This window comes from Bifidobacterium cuniculi (assembly GCF_000741575.1).
GTDB lineage: Bacteria > Actinomycetota > Actinomycetes > Actinomycetales > Bifidobacteriaceae > Bifidobacterium > Bifidobacterium cuniculi.
The window spans coordinates 1-14,072 of sequence record NZ_JGYV01000017.1; the positions used below are offsets into that span (position 1 = coordinate 1).

10 protein-coding genes and 2 riboswitches are annotated in these 14,072 nt (G+C 67.1%); of the genes, 5 read left to right on the forward strand and 5 right to left on the reverse strand.

Annotated features, from left to right (window positions below):
• Positions 1-83: 83 nt before the first annotated feature.
• Positions 84-821 carry a deoxynucleoside kinase gene (locus BCUN_RS08145; RefSeq protein WP_033518454.1) on the forward strand — a complete coding sequence of 246 codons (738 nt, stop codon included), beginning with the start codon at positions 84-86 and terminating at the stop codon, positions 819-821.
• Between the two features lie 38 nt (positions 822-859).
• Positions 860-1,651 carry a nicotinamide riboside transporter PnuC gene (gene pnuC / locus BCUN_RS08150; protein ID WP_033518456.1) on the forward strand — a complete coding sequence of 264 codons (792 nt, stop codon included), beginning with the start codon at positions 860-862 and terminating at the stop codon, positions 1,649-1,651.
• Positions 1,652-1,702: 51 nt separating this feature from the next.
• On the opposite strand, the gene tenA is transcribed toward pnuC, so the two are convergent.
• From tenA to BCUN_RS08165, 3 genes are all read right to left on the reverse strand, one after another.
• Positions 1,703-2,425: a thiaminase II gene (tenA, locus tag BCUN_RS08155; RefSeq protein WP_033518457.1), complete on the reverse strand. Its 723-nt coding sequence runs from the start codon at positions 2,423-2,425 to the stop codon at positions 1,703-1,705.
• A riboswitch (TPP riboswitch) is annotated at positions 2,418-2,520 on the reverse strand. (Overlaps the previous gene by 8 nt.)
• Positions 2,521-2,807: 287 nt before the next feature.
• The gene (locus tag BCUN_RS08160; RefSeq protein WP_034258586.1) at positions 2,808-5,048 is read right to left on the reverse strand and encodes an energy-coupling factor transporter ATPase; all 2,241 of its coding nucleotides are present in this window, start codon (positions 5,046-5,048) and stop codon (positions 2,808-2,810) included.
• Positions 5,045-5,635 carry an ECF transporter S component gene (locus BCUN_RS08165; RefSeq protein ID WP_033516711.1) on the reverse strand — a complete coding sequence of 197 codons (591 nt, stop codon included), beginning with the start codon at positions 5,633-5,635 and terminating at the stop codon, positions 5,045-5,047. The genes BCUN_RS08160 and BCUN_RS08165 overlap by 4 nt, the downstream gene beginning before the upstream one ends.
• Positions 5,636-5,641: 6 nt before the next feature.
• Positions 5,642-5,773: riboswitch (FMN riboswitch) on the reverse strand.
• A 261-nt stretch (positions 5,774-6,034) separates the two neighbouring features.
• Here BCUN_RS08165 and ppgK point away from each other — a divergent pair.
• Together ppgK and BCUN_RS08175 are read left to right on the forward strand one after the other, a co-directional pair.
• The gene (ppgK, locus tag BCUN_RS08170; RefSeq protein WP_033516710.1) at positions 6,035-6,805 is read left to right on the forward strand and encodes a polyphosphate--glucose phosphotransferase; all 771 of its coding nucleotides are present in this window, start codon (positions 6,035-6,037) and stop codon (positions 6,803-6,805) included.
• Positions 6,806-6,851: 46 nt separating this feature from the next.
• Positions 6,852-8,015 carry a pyridoxal phosphate-dependent aminotransferase gene (locus BCUN_RS08175; protein ID WP_033516709.1) on the forward strand — a complete coding sequence of 388 codons (1,164 nt, stop codon included), beginning with the start codon at positions 6,852-6,854 and terminating at the stop codon, positions 8,013-8,015.
• Here the strand turns inward: BCUN_RS08175 and BCUN_RS11940 are convergent.
• Together BCUN_RS11940 and BCUN_RS12575 are read right to left on the reverse strand one after the other, a co-directional pair.
• Positions 7,916-8,800 carry an ATP-binding cassette domain-containing protein gene (locus BCUN_RS11940; protein ID WP_052122925.1) on the reverse strand — a complete coding sequence of 295 codons (885 nt, stop codon included), beginning with the start codon at positions 8,798-8,800 and terminating at the stop codon, positions 7,916-7,918. The two genes, BCUN_RS08175 and BCUN_RS11940, sit on opposite strands and share 100 nt — an antisense overlap.
• Positions 8,801-8,835: 35 nt before the next feature.
• Positions 8,836-10,917 (reverse strand): uS11 family ribosomal protein, encoded by a 2,082-nt coding sequence (locus tag BCUN_RS12575; protein ID WP_051920954.1) that lies wholly within the window; start codon positions 10,915-10,917, stop codon positions 8,836-8,838.
• 75 nt (positions 10,918-10,992) lie between these two features.
• On the opposite strand from BCUN_RS12575, the gene BCUN_RS08190 reads away from it, so the two are divergent.
• On the forward strand, positions 10,993-14,070 hold the full coding sequence (locus tag BCUN_RS08190) for a tetratricopeptide repeat protein (protein WP_152598136.1): 3,078 nt from the start codon (positions 10,993-10,995) through the stop codon (positions 14,068-14,070).
• Positions 14,071-14,072: the final 2 nt, after the last annotated feature.

Sequence of the window (14,072 nt, forward strand, 5' to 3'; positions counted from 1 at the left end):
ATCTCAGCGTCCCCGGCAGCGGGGCGGGGCCCCTTGCCATACGGATGCATGTCCGCGAACCAACCATCCAAGAAAGCAGAGCAGTGATTTACATACAAGCGCCCATCGGCGTGGGCAAGACCGCCTTGACGAACTATCTTTCCGAGGACCTCCAGACCACCGGCTTCTACGAGAAGGTGGACGAGATGCCCATGCTCAAGGAATTCTATTCCGATGGCGCCAAGAGCCGCGACGACAAGAGCTTCGCCCTGCAGATCGCTTTCCTCAACTACCGGTACCGTCAGCTGCGGCAGGCCATCCACCTGCAGGCGACCCAGGGCGAACGCAACACGGTGTTCGACTCCAGCCTGCTTTCGGATAGCCTGATGGCCTTCAACCTGTACAAGCGCGGCGAGTTCCCGGAGGCGATGTACAACCTGTACATCGACCTCAACCGCAACATGGTGGACAACGTGGCCGGACACCCCTTCAACGGTGCGCCGGACCTGATCGTGTACCTCGATGCGCCTTTCGAACTCATGCTGGAGCGCATCGCCATGCGCGGCCGTGCGATGGAGACCTCCGACCCGGGCCTGACGGACTACTACCGCTCCGTGTGGGAGACCTACAAGGCGTGGTACGACTCGTATTCGCGCTCCGTGGTCATGCGCATCGACGCAGGCCGCTACGATTTCGTCCACGACGAGACGGACCGCATGGCCGTGCTGGATGCCATCGAGGACAAGCTGGAGGCCCTGGGCTGCCTGACCGAGTCCGAACGCGAGGACATCCGCCGGCGCCGTGCCGCGAAGGCGGCCGCCACGGTGGACGACAACGACTGACGCCAGGCAAGGAACGAGGGGAGCATACAGGCAAGGCTATGACTGGCACGGACACGACAGGCACACAGGCGGACACAGGGTACCGACGCAACTATTTCCGATGGCTCTGGCAGCAACTGCATGGATGGCCCATCCAGAACTACATGCTCTGGTTCTTCGCCTTCGGCTTCCAGCTGGGCCTGCTGGTATCCCAGCCCTTCACCTGGGTGTCCGTCGTCACCTTCTTCGCGACCATCGTGGGGACGCTGTGCGTGCTGGCGATCAATGCGACCAAGGCCGTCAACGGATGGTTGGGCATCATCTCCTCGGCTGGCTTCATCGCGATTGCCATCGCCGCGAAGAACTACCTTGCCGTGTTCGAGCAGGTCGCCTACATCCTCACCCTGGACCTGCCGATCCTCCTGGCCGTCAAGTCCTGGAACGACGACACGAAGAACCACTTGCGCACCTTCACGCCCAGGCTGTGGGCGGTGGCCATCGCGGGCACCGCCGTCGTGTGGGTGCTGTCGGCCTGGGGCATCGGCGCCTGGACGGACGACCCGCGCCCCTGGATCGACGGCTTCTCCTTCTCCATCAGCCTGACGGCGGGCATCATGTGCTTCCTGCGCTACAACAACCAGTTCTACTGGTGGCTTGCCAGCGCCGTGGCGCAGCTGGTGCTGTGGGCCGTCACCTTCGCCCAGGGCGACGCATCGATCGCCATGGCCATCAACTCGCTCATCTACCTGATCAACGACGTGCTCGCCTTCACCACCAGCGCCTGGTTCGACCGCGGCCGCCGGAAGATGGGTCTCAAGCCCCTGTCCGAACTGGACGAGGCGCGCGGCTGACCTCTCTTCCTGGAAATCTCACGGAAAATGAGAGATTTCCAGGAAGAGAGGTCAGGCATCCCAGCCGGGACGCCATCCCATCTGCAGGTCGTAGGCGCTGGCCCAGAACATGTACTCGTTCTGCACGCCGCGCACGAAGAGCTCCACCAGGTCCTGGCGCTTGCGTTCGTCCGCTTGTGCGGCCATGGTTTCGATGTGGTCGATCAGCCACACGGAGGACTGCCAGAACCCATCGTCCCGGTAGGTGTCGATCCATTCGCGGTAGGGGTTGTCCGGCATGGTGTCGGCGAAGTCGCGTGCCAGACGTTGCCCGTAGTCCGCATACACCCAGGCGCACGGCAGCACCGCCACGAGGATGTCCAGCAGGTCGCCGCCGTACGCGATGGCCAGCATGTTCGACGTGTAGGCCCGTGCGAAGGCGGATTGGCGGGCGTGTGCCAGGGTATCGGGCAGGATGCCGAAGCCGGCGAGGTATTCCTGGTGCAGGTCCTTCTCGACGTTGAAGATCGCGGCCTGCACGTTCACCATGAATCGCATGACCTCCGGGTCGTCGGTCTTCGTCATCGCCAGGGCGTGCACGCGTGCGTAGTCGTCCAGGTACAGCTCGTCCTGGGTCAGGTAGAAGGCGAAGCGTTCCCGGTCCAGGGTGCCGGCGCCCAGTTCACGCAGGAAGGGCTGGTCGTAGCCCTCCTGCCAGACGGGTTCGGCAGCCAGGCGCATGCGCCTGGCGAAGGCGGGCAGCCGGTCGATGGAAGTGGCGTCGTATGGGGCCATGGTATTCGTCTCCCTACGCTGGTGTTGGCCAACAGGTTCAAAGGGTCAGGCACATGCCTTCTCAACCCCGTGGAGGGGTTCCCCTGCGTATGTGTTCAGTGCCAGTATGGTCGGTCCATGCGACGGCCACGCATATGAAATGGGCGAGCGGCCCGAAGTGTGTTCGGAGCGCTCGCCCAATCACGACTGTCCTGGCATGGCCTGCACGGCATGGTCCTTGTGGGAACCGTGGACCCGATGCGAGGAAAGGACGCGGCGGTGCCGTGTCCCGTAGGCCATCACGGCCTACTTGTACGAACGAAAACGGTGATTGTGTCATCGTTTGTTCGCTGGTCGCTGAATGACATCATGCACGAAAACACCGCGCGAAGTGTGACCCTGCTCACATATTGAACATATGAAGCACGGCGACGGCACCCACGCTGGCAGCGACGGCCGCCAGGAACGCCCAGTCCGAAGCTCGCATGTGCAGTGGATGCCAATGCGAGCGCGGCATGCCTTCCTGGTAGCTGCGTGCGTCGAGGGCAAGCGCCAGGCCGCGGGCATGCCTGATGGTGCCGGCGAATACGGGCACGATGATGGCGCAGAAGGCACGCATGCGCCGCATGGGCGAGCCGCTTTCGATGGCGCCGCCGCGCGCTGCCTGCGCGTCGCGGATGCCCATGGCCTCGCCGGCCAGGGTGGGCACGAAGCGCAGTGCCAAGGACAGCACCAGGGCGATCTCCTGGACATGCCACCACCGTTTCAGCGGCGTCATGAGCGACTCGAACCCGTTGGTGATGGCGGTGGGCGTAGTGGTGAGCAGCACCACCGCGCCGCAGATGATCACCAGGGAGAACCGCAGCCAGTACAGCAGTGCCGTGCCGACCGCACCGTCAGTGACCTGCCAATGCCAGATCGTGCACAGCACGCGGCCCTCGTGGACCACGGCCAGGTTGAGCAGTGCGGTGCAGGCGAACAGGGCGACGAAGGCGCGCACGGCATGCCACAGCCGCGACGGCCCCACGCGGCTGGCCGCGACGAGCGCCGCGGTCACCACGGCGCCCACCGCCAGCTGCGGCCACGAGGTCATCGCGAACATGCTGAACATGAAGACCAGCACGCCGCCCATCTTCGCGCGCGGGTCGAGGCGGGCCACGGGGGAGTGCATCGGGTCGGCGGCGGAGACGGTCGACTGTGCACGCTCGGTGCCGGCCGGCGTGAACGTGAAGGTCCGGTCGGCCATCTCGCGTGCCAGTCCCAGGTCGTGCGTGATGACGACGACCGTGACGCCACGTTCACGCAGTTCGCGCATGATCCGCAGGACGCGGCCGGTGCCTTTCTCGTCCAGCGAGGCGGTGGGCTCGTCCATGACGAGCAGCCGCGGGTGGCAGGCGAGGACGCCGGCGATGGCGACCAGCCGCTGCTGGCCGCCGGAGAGTGCGAAGGGGCTGCGGTCCGCATGGTCCTCCATGCCTACGAGCGCGAGCGCCTCCCTGACCCTGTCTGCGACCGCGTCGGGGGAGAGTCCCTGGTTGATGGGGCCGAAGGCCACGTCCTGCGCCACCGTGTCCGCGAAGAGCTGGCGTTCGGGACGCTGCATGATCAGCCCGACGGTGCGCCGCAACGCCTTGCGGTCACGTCGTCCGGCATGGCCGACGTCGATGCCGTCCACCAGCACGCGGCCCGAGACGGGACGCTCCAGGCCGGCCAGCAGACGCGCGAAGGTCGTCTTGCCCGACCCGTTGGCGCCGGTCACGGCGACCGTCTCGCCCTGCCTGACCTCGCAGGACCAATCCTCGAGCACCGGCGCGTCCTGCCGGTGGTAGGCGAAGGTGACCTGTTCGAAACGGACCATCGGCTCGGCCGCGGTATCCGTGCGGGACGCTTCGGAGAGGCCGTCGGGACGGTCGGCCGCCACGGGTCGTGAACCGTCCTCCAAGGGGATGGGCGGCCTGTCCGAGACGATGCGCCCGTGGTCCAGGGTGAGGACGCGATCCGCCTTCAGGCGTTCCTCGGGATGGTGGGTCACGAGCACGATGGCGGTGCCATGCGCCTGGACGGCGTCCAGGGTGCGCATGACCTCGGCGCGGCCCTGCGGGTCGAGCATCGCGGTGGGTTCGTCCAGGATGAGCACCTGCGCGTCCATCGCCAGCATGCCGGCGATGGCGACGCGCTGCTGCTGGCCGCCGGACAGGGACGTGGGGTCGCTGGCCGCCCAGTCGGCCATGCCGACCGCGTCGAGCGCACCATGCACGCGGCCGCCAATCAGGGCGGGTGCCACGTCCAGGTTCTCCGGGCCGAAGGCCACGTCCTCGTCGGTGACCGTGGTGACCAGCTGGTCCTGCCGGTTCTGGAACACCATGCCGATATGGCGCGTGGCCCGTCGGTACGCCTCGGCATCCGCGCCGTGCGCGTCGTCGAAGACGCGCTCGCCCAGGAGGGTGACGGTCCCATGGTCGGGGGCACTCAGGCCGGCCAGGACCCGCGCCAGCGTGGACTTGCCCGACCCGTTCGCGCCGGCCAGGGCGATGCGCTCGCCGGCGCGGACCGTAAGGTCGATGCCGTCGAGCACCCAGTCAGCGCCGTCGTAGCTGTACCGCACGTCCTCGAGGGCGAGGACGGCGTCTCCCGGCGCACTCATCGGTCGAGCAGCTTCGAGACAGGCTTGTAGACCACGAAGGTGATGACGCCGTTGAGTACGAACTTGATGAGGTTGAAAGGCAGCAGGATCGGCAGAATCATGGCCGCGACCTGTGCCATGTCCATCTTGGCGTACATGGGCGTGATGAAGAGATTGGCGACCAGGGCGCACATCAGTGCGCACAGCGACCCCACGACCAATGCGACCGCGGCCTCCTTGCGGGTGCGGTGGCGATGGTAGATGAGCGCGGCGGGCACCGAAAGCGCCAGTGCCACGAGGATGGCCATGAGGGAGCCCCACGGGTTGGTGAAGACGTGCGGCAGGAAGCCCAGTACGGAGACGATGACGGCGGCGGAGGGGCCGAAGGCGAAGCCGGCGAGCAGGCAGACCACGCCCGAGGGGTCGTACTTGAGCCAGGGGGCCAGCGGGAACAGCGGGATCTCGATGAAGCTGACGGCCATGGCCGACGCGACGAAAAGCGCGTACATGGCGATGCGCTGGGTGGACCAGCGGCCGTGGTCGTTGACACCGGTCGAATGGCGATTGTCCGGACGTTCGTCACGCTCGGCGGGTCTGGTTTTGCTCATGGTGGAGCTCCGTTTCTTTCATCCGGACTGTCACCGTTGGCTCCGGACTCGGACCGGATCCACCGCCTGGGCGGGTTGCGGGCTTCGCCTGTGGGCGCCACCGCCAGTAAGGGATTTCACCTTGCCTTGAAACTTGCAGTTCCATGTATACTCGATGGCGCGGATAGGGGAAAGCCGCACCGGTGGGGACGACTGTGGGGATATTGTGTGCGAATGGCGGTATGCATGGCGTGGGGAACGCCCGATGGCGCTACAATGCAGGTGTATATTGCGTATCAATATGTGAACACTCTCCCTGCATGGAATGTTCGTTGATTGAACTAATATACGAAGGACCAGTGAGGCGGTCGCGCACTGCATGCGTGGCCGGACGATTCCCTACGGTGAGGAAGGTTGAAGATGATCGAGACGGCACAGGCGTTCGGCGTGGATATCGGTGGCTCGGGTATCAAGGCGGCCCCGGTGAACCTGGAGAAGGGCGAGTTCGCGCAACCGCGCCTGAAGATCCTGACCCCGGAGCACTCCACCCCCGAGGCGGTCGGTGACATCGTGCGCCAGCAATTGGAGCACTTCGAGGTTCCCGAGGAGGCGCCGGTGGGCATCGCCTTCCCCGCTCCCATCAAGCCCGGCCAGAAGCTGGACTACATGGCCAACCTCGACCAGTCCTGGATCGGCGTGGACGTGACGGAGGTCTTCTCCGAAGCATGCGGCCGTCCCGTGACCGTGGTCAACGACGCCGACGCGGCCGGCCTGGCCGAGCAGCAGTTCGGCGCGGCCAAGGGCCAGGAGGGCCTGGTCATCGCCACCACGCTGGGTACGGGCATCGGCACCGCCCTGATCTACGACGGCGTGCTCATCCCGAACACCGAACTCGGCCACATCCAGCTGCTCAAGGGCAAGGGCGACGCGGAGAAGTACGCCGCCTCCTCGGTGCGCGAGCAGCTCGACATGGGCTACAAGAAGTGGGCGAAGCGCCTCACCAAGTACTACAGCCTCATGGAGCTGTATTTCAGCCCCGAGCTCTTCGTGGTCGGCGGCGGCGTGAGCCGCGTCTCCGAGAAGTTCCTGCCCTACGTGGACATCAAGACCCCGATCGTGGCGGCCAAGCTGCACAACGAGGCGGGCATCATCGGTGCCGCGTACTACGCGAGCACCAAGGTGGGCGCCTGACCCATCCCCTCCACGCGGATTCGACGCACGGCACTACAATGGTGCCGTGCGTTTTTCTCATCGTGTGGGTCCCGTCGACCCCAATCCCATCGCCCGTGCCGAGCGCAAGGCGCGTCAGGACGGCACGGCGCTGCGTTCCCTCAACGACTCCAATCCCACCCACCACGGATTGGCGCCGCATGCACTGCCCGAGCCATACCAGGCCGACCCGCGCGGGCCGCGGGAGGCCCGTGCCTGCCTGGCCGCCTTCCTGGGTGAGGGCGTCGACCCCGACGACCTGGTGCTCCTGGACTCCACCTCGCAGGCGTACGCGTGGCTCATGATGCTGCTGTGCGATTCCGGCGAGGCAGTGCTGGCGCCGAAACCCGGCTATCCGCTCATCGCCTCCATCGCCCGCCTGGTCGGCGTGGACACCGTGGACTACCGGCTGGTGCACGACGGTTCCTGGACCATCGACGTGGCGCAGGTCGCGGCACTGCTCGACGCGGACACGGACGGACGCATCCGCGCCATGGTGGTCATCAACCCCAACAATCCCACCGGCTCCTATGTCAAGCCGGATGAACGCGAGGCCCTGGTGGCCTTGTGCCGGCACCACGGCATCGCACTCATCGCGGACGAGGTGTTCTTCGGCTACGACCTCGAAGCCTTCGACGGCAACCGCCGGTTCGCGGGGGAGGATGGCGTGCTCACCTTCGCCCTGGACGGCCTGTCGAAGATGCTGGCCGCCCCGCACGCCAAGGTGGGCTGGATCCGCCTGTCCGGACCTCGACAGGACGTCGAGCAGGCCAAGGTGCGGCTCGACATGATCGCCGACGACTTCCTGCCGGTGGGCGCACCGACCGTGCGGATGCTGCCGGCGATGCTCGACGAGGCTGCAGGGCGGCAGGGCCTCGTCCGCGAGCGGGTGCGCGCCAACCTGGACACCCTGCATGCCATGCTCGCCGCCGACGCCCTGGGCGTCGTGGACGTGCTGCGTGCCGAGGGAGGCTGGAACGTGCTCCTGCGTTTCCCCGCGACCATCGACGAGAACGACCTGGTCACCATGCTGGTCGAGCGGCATGGCGCCACGGGACAGCCCGGCTACTTCTTCGACATGGATTCCAACGGCTACCTGGCACTGTCGCTGCTGCCCGAAGCGGATGAGTTCAGGGGCAACGTGCGCATCGTGCTCGACGGCGTGGCGGAGGCATTGGACCCCATCCGCTGAATCTTGCTGCGGATGAGCCGGGTGTAGAAGCGCCGCGCATCCCCGCAGGCGCCGTCGAACACGACGTGTGCATCGTCCAGGACGATGGTGCGGCGTACCCGGTAGTCCTCCTGGACGGTCAGGTCCACGTTGTGCGTGGTGAAGACCACCGGCACCTGCTGGGAGAACAGCCGTGACGCCACATGCGCCGTGCCGCGTTCGTCCATGCCGCGCATGGGCTCGTCGGCAACCAGCACCACCGGGTCATGGCTCATTGCGATGGCGACGGCCAGCAGATGGCGCCGCTCCATGTCCAGGGAACCGACGGTCGTGTGGCGCACCTCGAGCAGGTCGAAGGCGTTGAGTGCGGCGCCGGTGCGCGCCGTGCGCTCGCTGAGGTTCAGGTGCCGGTCCTTGAGGTAGGCGAGGAAGCCTTCCTCGAGCGGCACGTCATCGCGGAACTCGCGGGGCAGATCCATCGCGTCGACCACCCCCACGAGCCGCTGGATGCGCCGCGCGTCGCCGCGACGGTCGGGGGAGAGCGCCGTACCGTCGGCCTGAAGCAGCACCTTGCCCTCGGTCGGCAGGAAACGTCCGCCCAGCAGCGCCACCAGCGTGCTCTTGCCGGCGCCGTTGAGCCCGATGATGGCAGTGTGTCCGTCATCGCGGTAGGCGAGGTCCAACGAGGTGGGTTCCAGGCCGTAGGTTCCGTCGCCGTACCGGTAGGCGGCACGTTCCAGGTTGATGTCCACGCGGGAGGCGCCCGCGGGGCTGCCGCGGCGCAGGAGGGAATCGAGAAGGCTCATGCCTGGCATTCTAGGCAGGGCGGTGCCCGCGCCGTTCACTCCAGGATCGTGAACCAAGAACGGATCTCGTAGTACAGGCCGGAATTCGCCTCGAAGAGGGAACTGCCGGCACCGAGCACGAAGACGGTGAGGACGGACAGGAGCAACGCCCATGCCACCGTCAGCACCACGATGCCGCGCGTCCAGTGCCAGCGTTCCATGGCAAGTGCGCACGCCACCGTCGCGCCGAGCATGAGCAGCCAGCCGAAGTCCGCCATGTAGCGCCAGCTGTAGCCGCCGACCGCAGTATCGAACACGACCAGGACCGCCGCCACCGCCAGGGCGGTCATGAGCATCGGCCACAGCTTGCCGCATCGCGCACGCAGGAACGGCACCGCCAGCACGGCCACCATGAGCGGCATGAGCCACAGCAGCCCGTACGCCGAAGGCTCCGTGAAGGACCACGACGCCAGCGGCGTCGGGCTGGCCAACAGGAAGGGGAAGGACGGCTGCCAGGTCGGCGGCAGGAAGAAGTAATAGCCCAGGGTCGGCAGCAGGTTCGCCAGCGGCGTGTGGAAACGGGTCATGTCCGTCACGGTGATCTGGTAGGCATTGCCGAAGTCGGTGATCGAGCCGAAGCGGGCATGGTTGTACCACAGGAACGGCAGCACCGTCACGACGGCAGGCGCGAGCACCGCCGCGGCACAGCGCACTGCGCCGCGGCGGTCATGGGCGCGCCACCGGCGCAGCGCATAGGGGCCGAACAGGGGAAGCACCAGGGCCGACGCCAAGGCGAAGGTCGGGCGGCATCCCAAGGTCGCCGCCATGGCGACGGAACCGCCGGCCACGTAACGCAGCCGCAGCGTGCCATCAGGCGCCCAGGCCCCCAGCCACAGCCACAGGCCGGCGGTCACCAAGGCCATCGCCGCCGCGATGGGAATCGTGTAGAAATTCGTATGGAACCACAGGTAGACGAAATCGGCGCCAATCACGTATGCCATGCACAGCACGGCCGTCGTACCCACGCTGACGCGCGGCGCGATGCGTGACAGGATGCGCGTGACCAGCAGCAGGGAGAACACCGTGGCCACGCCCATGAACAGGAATTCGGCGGCGGCACCCGGCAACGCCAGGCCGCCGGGAACGAACAGGGACGTGACCGCACGGTAGGGCACGAACAGCAGGAGCGCGGGCAGCACGCCGAAGTACGAGTACCATTTGCCGTCACGGTAGGCGTAGTCCCAGTAGATCGGTGTCACGCCGTCCTGCAGCAGCCGGTGCCGGGCGGCGGCGTCATAGGGATTGCCCAGCGCGGCCAGTTCGTCGGGCACCCGCAGGTCCAGCCACACATGGCCATGCAGGAGCGCCTGCGCAATATGGTCGTACTGGTCGAAGTCGAAGGTGTATTCGCCTTCCTTGTGGAATTCCATGCGGAACGCCCAGCAGATCGCGCCGACCACCGCTGCCAGGGTCGCCACGCCGACAGTCGCGCACACCGTCGCCATCGCCCGCCGTTGGCGGCGGTCATGCATGTCCAGGGGCGTGCGCCACAGCTGCGAGCCGGGACGGAAGGCGCAGGCGAGCGCCACCAGCACCATGCCGATGCCCACACGCACCCAGTTGAAGCGGAACGGCACCCGCACGTTCGCGCGCACATTGAGCAACGGCGTGACGCTGCCCGCCTCCTCCTCGAGCCACACGCGCGCCGTGCCGCTGCAAGAGGATTCGAAATACTGCGAACCGGGCGCGTACACCGAACCGACCTGCTGTGCGCCGGCGCCGCCGTCGCACTGGACGCGCACATGCACGTCCTCGAGCAGGGTGGGCAGCCGGTCCTTGGCCTCCTCGAAACGCGGCCGGTCCACCATCTGCATGCGCCAATAGGGGGAGGTGCCGTCCGCCTTGAGCGTCACGTATGCCTCAGTGGGATCGCTCACGGACAGCAGCCCGTCCACGGTACGCCGCACGCCGGGACCCAGTTCGTTCATCGCCGCGGTCGAATCCGTGCTCGCCGGGATCGAACGGAAGAACGGCATGTTGAAGACGAAGCACTCGACGATCAGCACCAGCACGGCGCCGACCGCCAGGAACGGCGCGGCGGCACGCAGGCGGCGGCGCAGACGATGGGGAAATCTCACGCCCACCCATTCTAGCGTGACCATGGTTCAGCCGGCAGTTGACGGACAACCCCCGTGACGTTGTACATTGGAACCATGGTTCGACACTTCCCCTTCCCTTCCCGTTCCCATGGGAACGCGCCACACCGTGCCACGGATGCCACGGCACGGGACGAATCCGCCATCCGGACCGTCCGGCCCACGCCGTTGACGCGCCGCCGCAAGCTGGAGGGAATGGCGCTGGTGCCCGAACCGTTCACGCCCGGATGGGTCCAAATCGCCGGCACGCGCACCTTCGCCCTGGGATTCTTCCTGCCGGACGGACGCTTCACCCAGGTGGCACTCGCCGACGACCGCGGCCGGGTGACCATGACGGACGATCCCAAGGCGCCATTGGACCGCCTCGAACCCTCCTTCGTCCTGGAAAGCGAGGGGCACTGGCACTGGGATGACGGCAAGTGCCTCGGCAAGCCGCACCGCCACGGCCTCGAGGTGCGCCACGGCGCGGCATACGGCATGGTCGACGGGGAACGACGATGGCTCGGCTCCTGGGTCGAGCATGCGGGGACCTACTCGGTGGACCGGATGCGCACCCCCACGCCCGACTCCCTGCGGAACCACGTGGGCTATCGGGACGCGGTGGCCGTCGCCTTCTTCGGCATGTACCTCATCCCCAGCATGCACGGACTGCCCCTCGGATACGGCGTCCGCAGCCTGGAACGGCGGCTGGACGCCCAGGCGCCGATGAGCGCCATCGCGGCGAACGCTTCGGACGTGGCGGGATTGCAGGCCGACGGGTTCGAGGTCTCCGGGCTGGAATCCTACGCGGTGCGCCTCATGGACGAAGCCGGCGCCCTGGGAGGCATCGTGGGGCTGCAGGCCGAGCACGGGGCCGAACCGATGCGCACGATCGTGATGCCCAATACGGGGAACCGCTACTTCGCCTGGGAGCGTTCGCTGCCCTTCGACGCCGCCCTGTCCTCGATGGTCATCGAGGGCAACATCAACCGCATCGGGCAGGTGGCGACCTGGTTGGCCACGAATGATTCGTATGGCCTGGAACCGCGCGAGTCGAACGCCACCGAATCGATGGTGGCCGGCATCGACGCCGCCCTGCTGTCGAACCCGGCGATCGGAGCCTTCGCGGGCACGCTGCCGCCCTTCGACCTGGACGACTGGCAGGCAGTGAACACGATGGTCGAACTGGCCGAGGACGCTGCCCGCCGCCTGGCACAGGGATCGGCCGGTGAATGGTCCGTGCGGCAGGCGCTGTCCCTGCTGGTACGCACCATGCGCCTGCCATACCGGTTCGACGTCGACCTGCGCGTCAACCTCGCAGCCGGCCGGGCCGCCTTGGCCTTCACCACGGCCAGCCCCGCACTCATGCCCAGGAGCGAGGTGTCCGGCGAGGACCGGAGGTGGCATGCCCTGGATGACGCGGCGCGCACCCTCAGGAGCACCCGGTACAACCTGCGGGTCGGCATCATGATGGCGGCCCTGGCCTTCGGCACGGACCATCGGATCGACGAAGTGACGATCCGCCTGGATTCCATGGGCCTGGAGGAAGCCATCGACCAGCAGGACCAGGCCATCCACAACGCCATGGACGAGACCCTGGGCATGCTCGAGCGCATGCAGCCGCCGCTGGAGTTCAAGGCCTCGGACAAGGCCGATCCCACGGAGGACGAGCTGCCTGACGCGCTGCGGACGGCGCCGGAACGGGACGGCGACCCCGGGAACCTGGACGAGGAATTCGACCGGTTGGTCAACGGCCTCGAGCTCGACCTGCCGCATGACATGGCAGCCGGTGAGCCGCATCCGCAGGAGGAGGGGGACGACCCGCTCGCGCCCCTGCGCGCCACGCCGACCCTGACCGCCATGGCGACCGTGACCTTCACCCGCAAGGAGTTCCTCAACCGCCTGCGCGAGGACGGCCTGGAGCACCCCGAACGCACGTACCGGCTCTTCGGCGCCTGCATGGACTTCGACCCTGACGGCGGCCTGAAGGCCATCGAACCACCGCGCTCCATCCATGACGAGGACTTCGCGCCCTTCGGGGCGCAACAGGAACCCGAGGCGCGGCTCGAGCCGCTCGCCGCGCCGCTGGCCTCCCTGCTGGGGGCCGATGACACCTTCGGGCTGGCCATCCAACGCGAGGGACTGCTGGCCAACGCCGTGCGCACCTTCCACGAGCTGGCCGCCGACACGACCCTGCCCTCCGTCGACAAGGCACAGCAGGCGATGCGGCTCATCGAACGCATCGGCGACCCCGAGCTGGCCGCGGCGGCCTCCCAGGTCACCACGGCCCTCATCGACGGCAACGACACCCCGGAATTGCGGTTCACCCTCGCCTCGGACATCGACGATGCCCGTGCCAAGGCGCGCGACCTGCTGTTCGGCGGTCAGGTCGACCAGGCCATCGAAGGCATCGAGTCGGTCCTGCGGGACATGGACGAACGGTACCGGTCGGGCAACGGCGTGCCACGGTACTTCAATTCGTACGCCGACCGCGTGGTCTACAACAGGCTGTTCGCGCTGCCCGACGAAACGACCGTGCTGGTCCCGGACAACCTGGTGTACGCGCATCTCGAACTGGCCGACGTGCTTTCCCAGGTCAAGGGCGTCGACGCCGCCATCGACCACCTCAACATCCTGGTCTCCTACGCGCCGTCCTACCCCTTGGTGCACCTCAAGCTGGCGGCACAGCTTGCGCGCAAGGAGGACTGGGATTCCGTGAGGGCAGTGAGCCTCAACGCATTGCGCGTCTCGCTCGACCGTGCCGACGCGGCGTGGGCGTACCATCGGCTCGGGCAGGCCGCCTGGATGCGCGACGAGTTCGATGTGTCCGTGGGCTGCTACCTCATGGCGCAGGCCCTCGCACCCCAGATGATCCCCACCTTGCGCGAGGAATCCGAGGAGGTGCGCATCCGCGCCCGCTCCCAGGACATCGCGGTGCCCGGCGACCTCGCGCAGGCAATGCGGACCCTCATGGCCCACGACATCCCCGTATGGCCCGACACCGAGCTGATGCCCATCGTGGACCGTGCCGCGCATGCCACGGTCGACGAGGGTATGTTCGTCACCGCACGCACCCTGGCAGTCGCCTCGGCGCGGATGCGGTCCGACGGCATCGACGCCGTGCAGATGCAGTTCCTCCGTTCCCTCAACCCATGACA

Bases quoted from the DNA above. Each gene is read 5' to 3' on its own strand.
- tenA (WP_033518457.1), bottom strand. From the start codon at position 2,425: ATGGCCCCATACGACGCCACTTCCATCGACCGGCTGCCCGCCTTCGCC.
- ppgK (WP_033516710.1), top strand. From the start codon at position 6,035: ATGATCGAGACGGCACAGGCGTTCGGCGTGGATATCGGTGGCTCGGGT.
- pnuC (WP_033518456.1), top strand. From the start codon at position 860: ATGACTGGCACGGACACGACAGGCACACAGGCGGACACAGGGTACCGA.
- BCUN_RS08160 (WP_034258586.1), bottom strand. From the start codon at position 5,048: ATGAGTGCGCCGGGAGACGCCGTCCTCGCCCTCGAGGACGTGCGGTAC.
- BCUN_RS08190 (WP_152598136.1), top strand. From the start codon at position 10,993: ATGGTTCGACACTTCCCCTTCCCTTCCCGTTCCCATGGGAACGCGCCA.
- BCUN_RS11940 (WP_052122925.1), bottom strand. From the start codon at position 8,800: ATGAGCCTTCTCGATTCCCTCCTGCGCCGCGGCAGCCCCGCGGGCGCC.
- BCUN_RS08165 (WP_033516711.1), bottom strand. From the start codon at position 5,635: ATGAGCAAAACCAGACCCGCCGAGCGTGACGAACGTCCGGACAATCGC.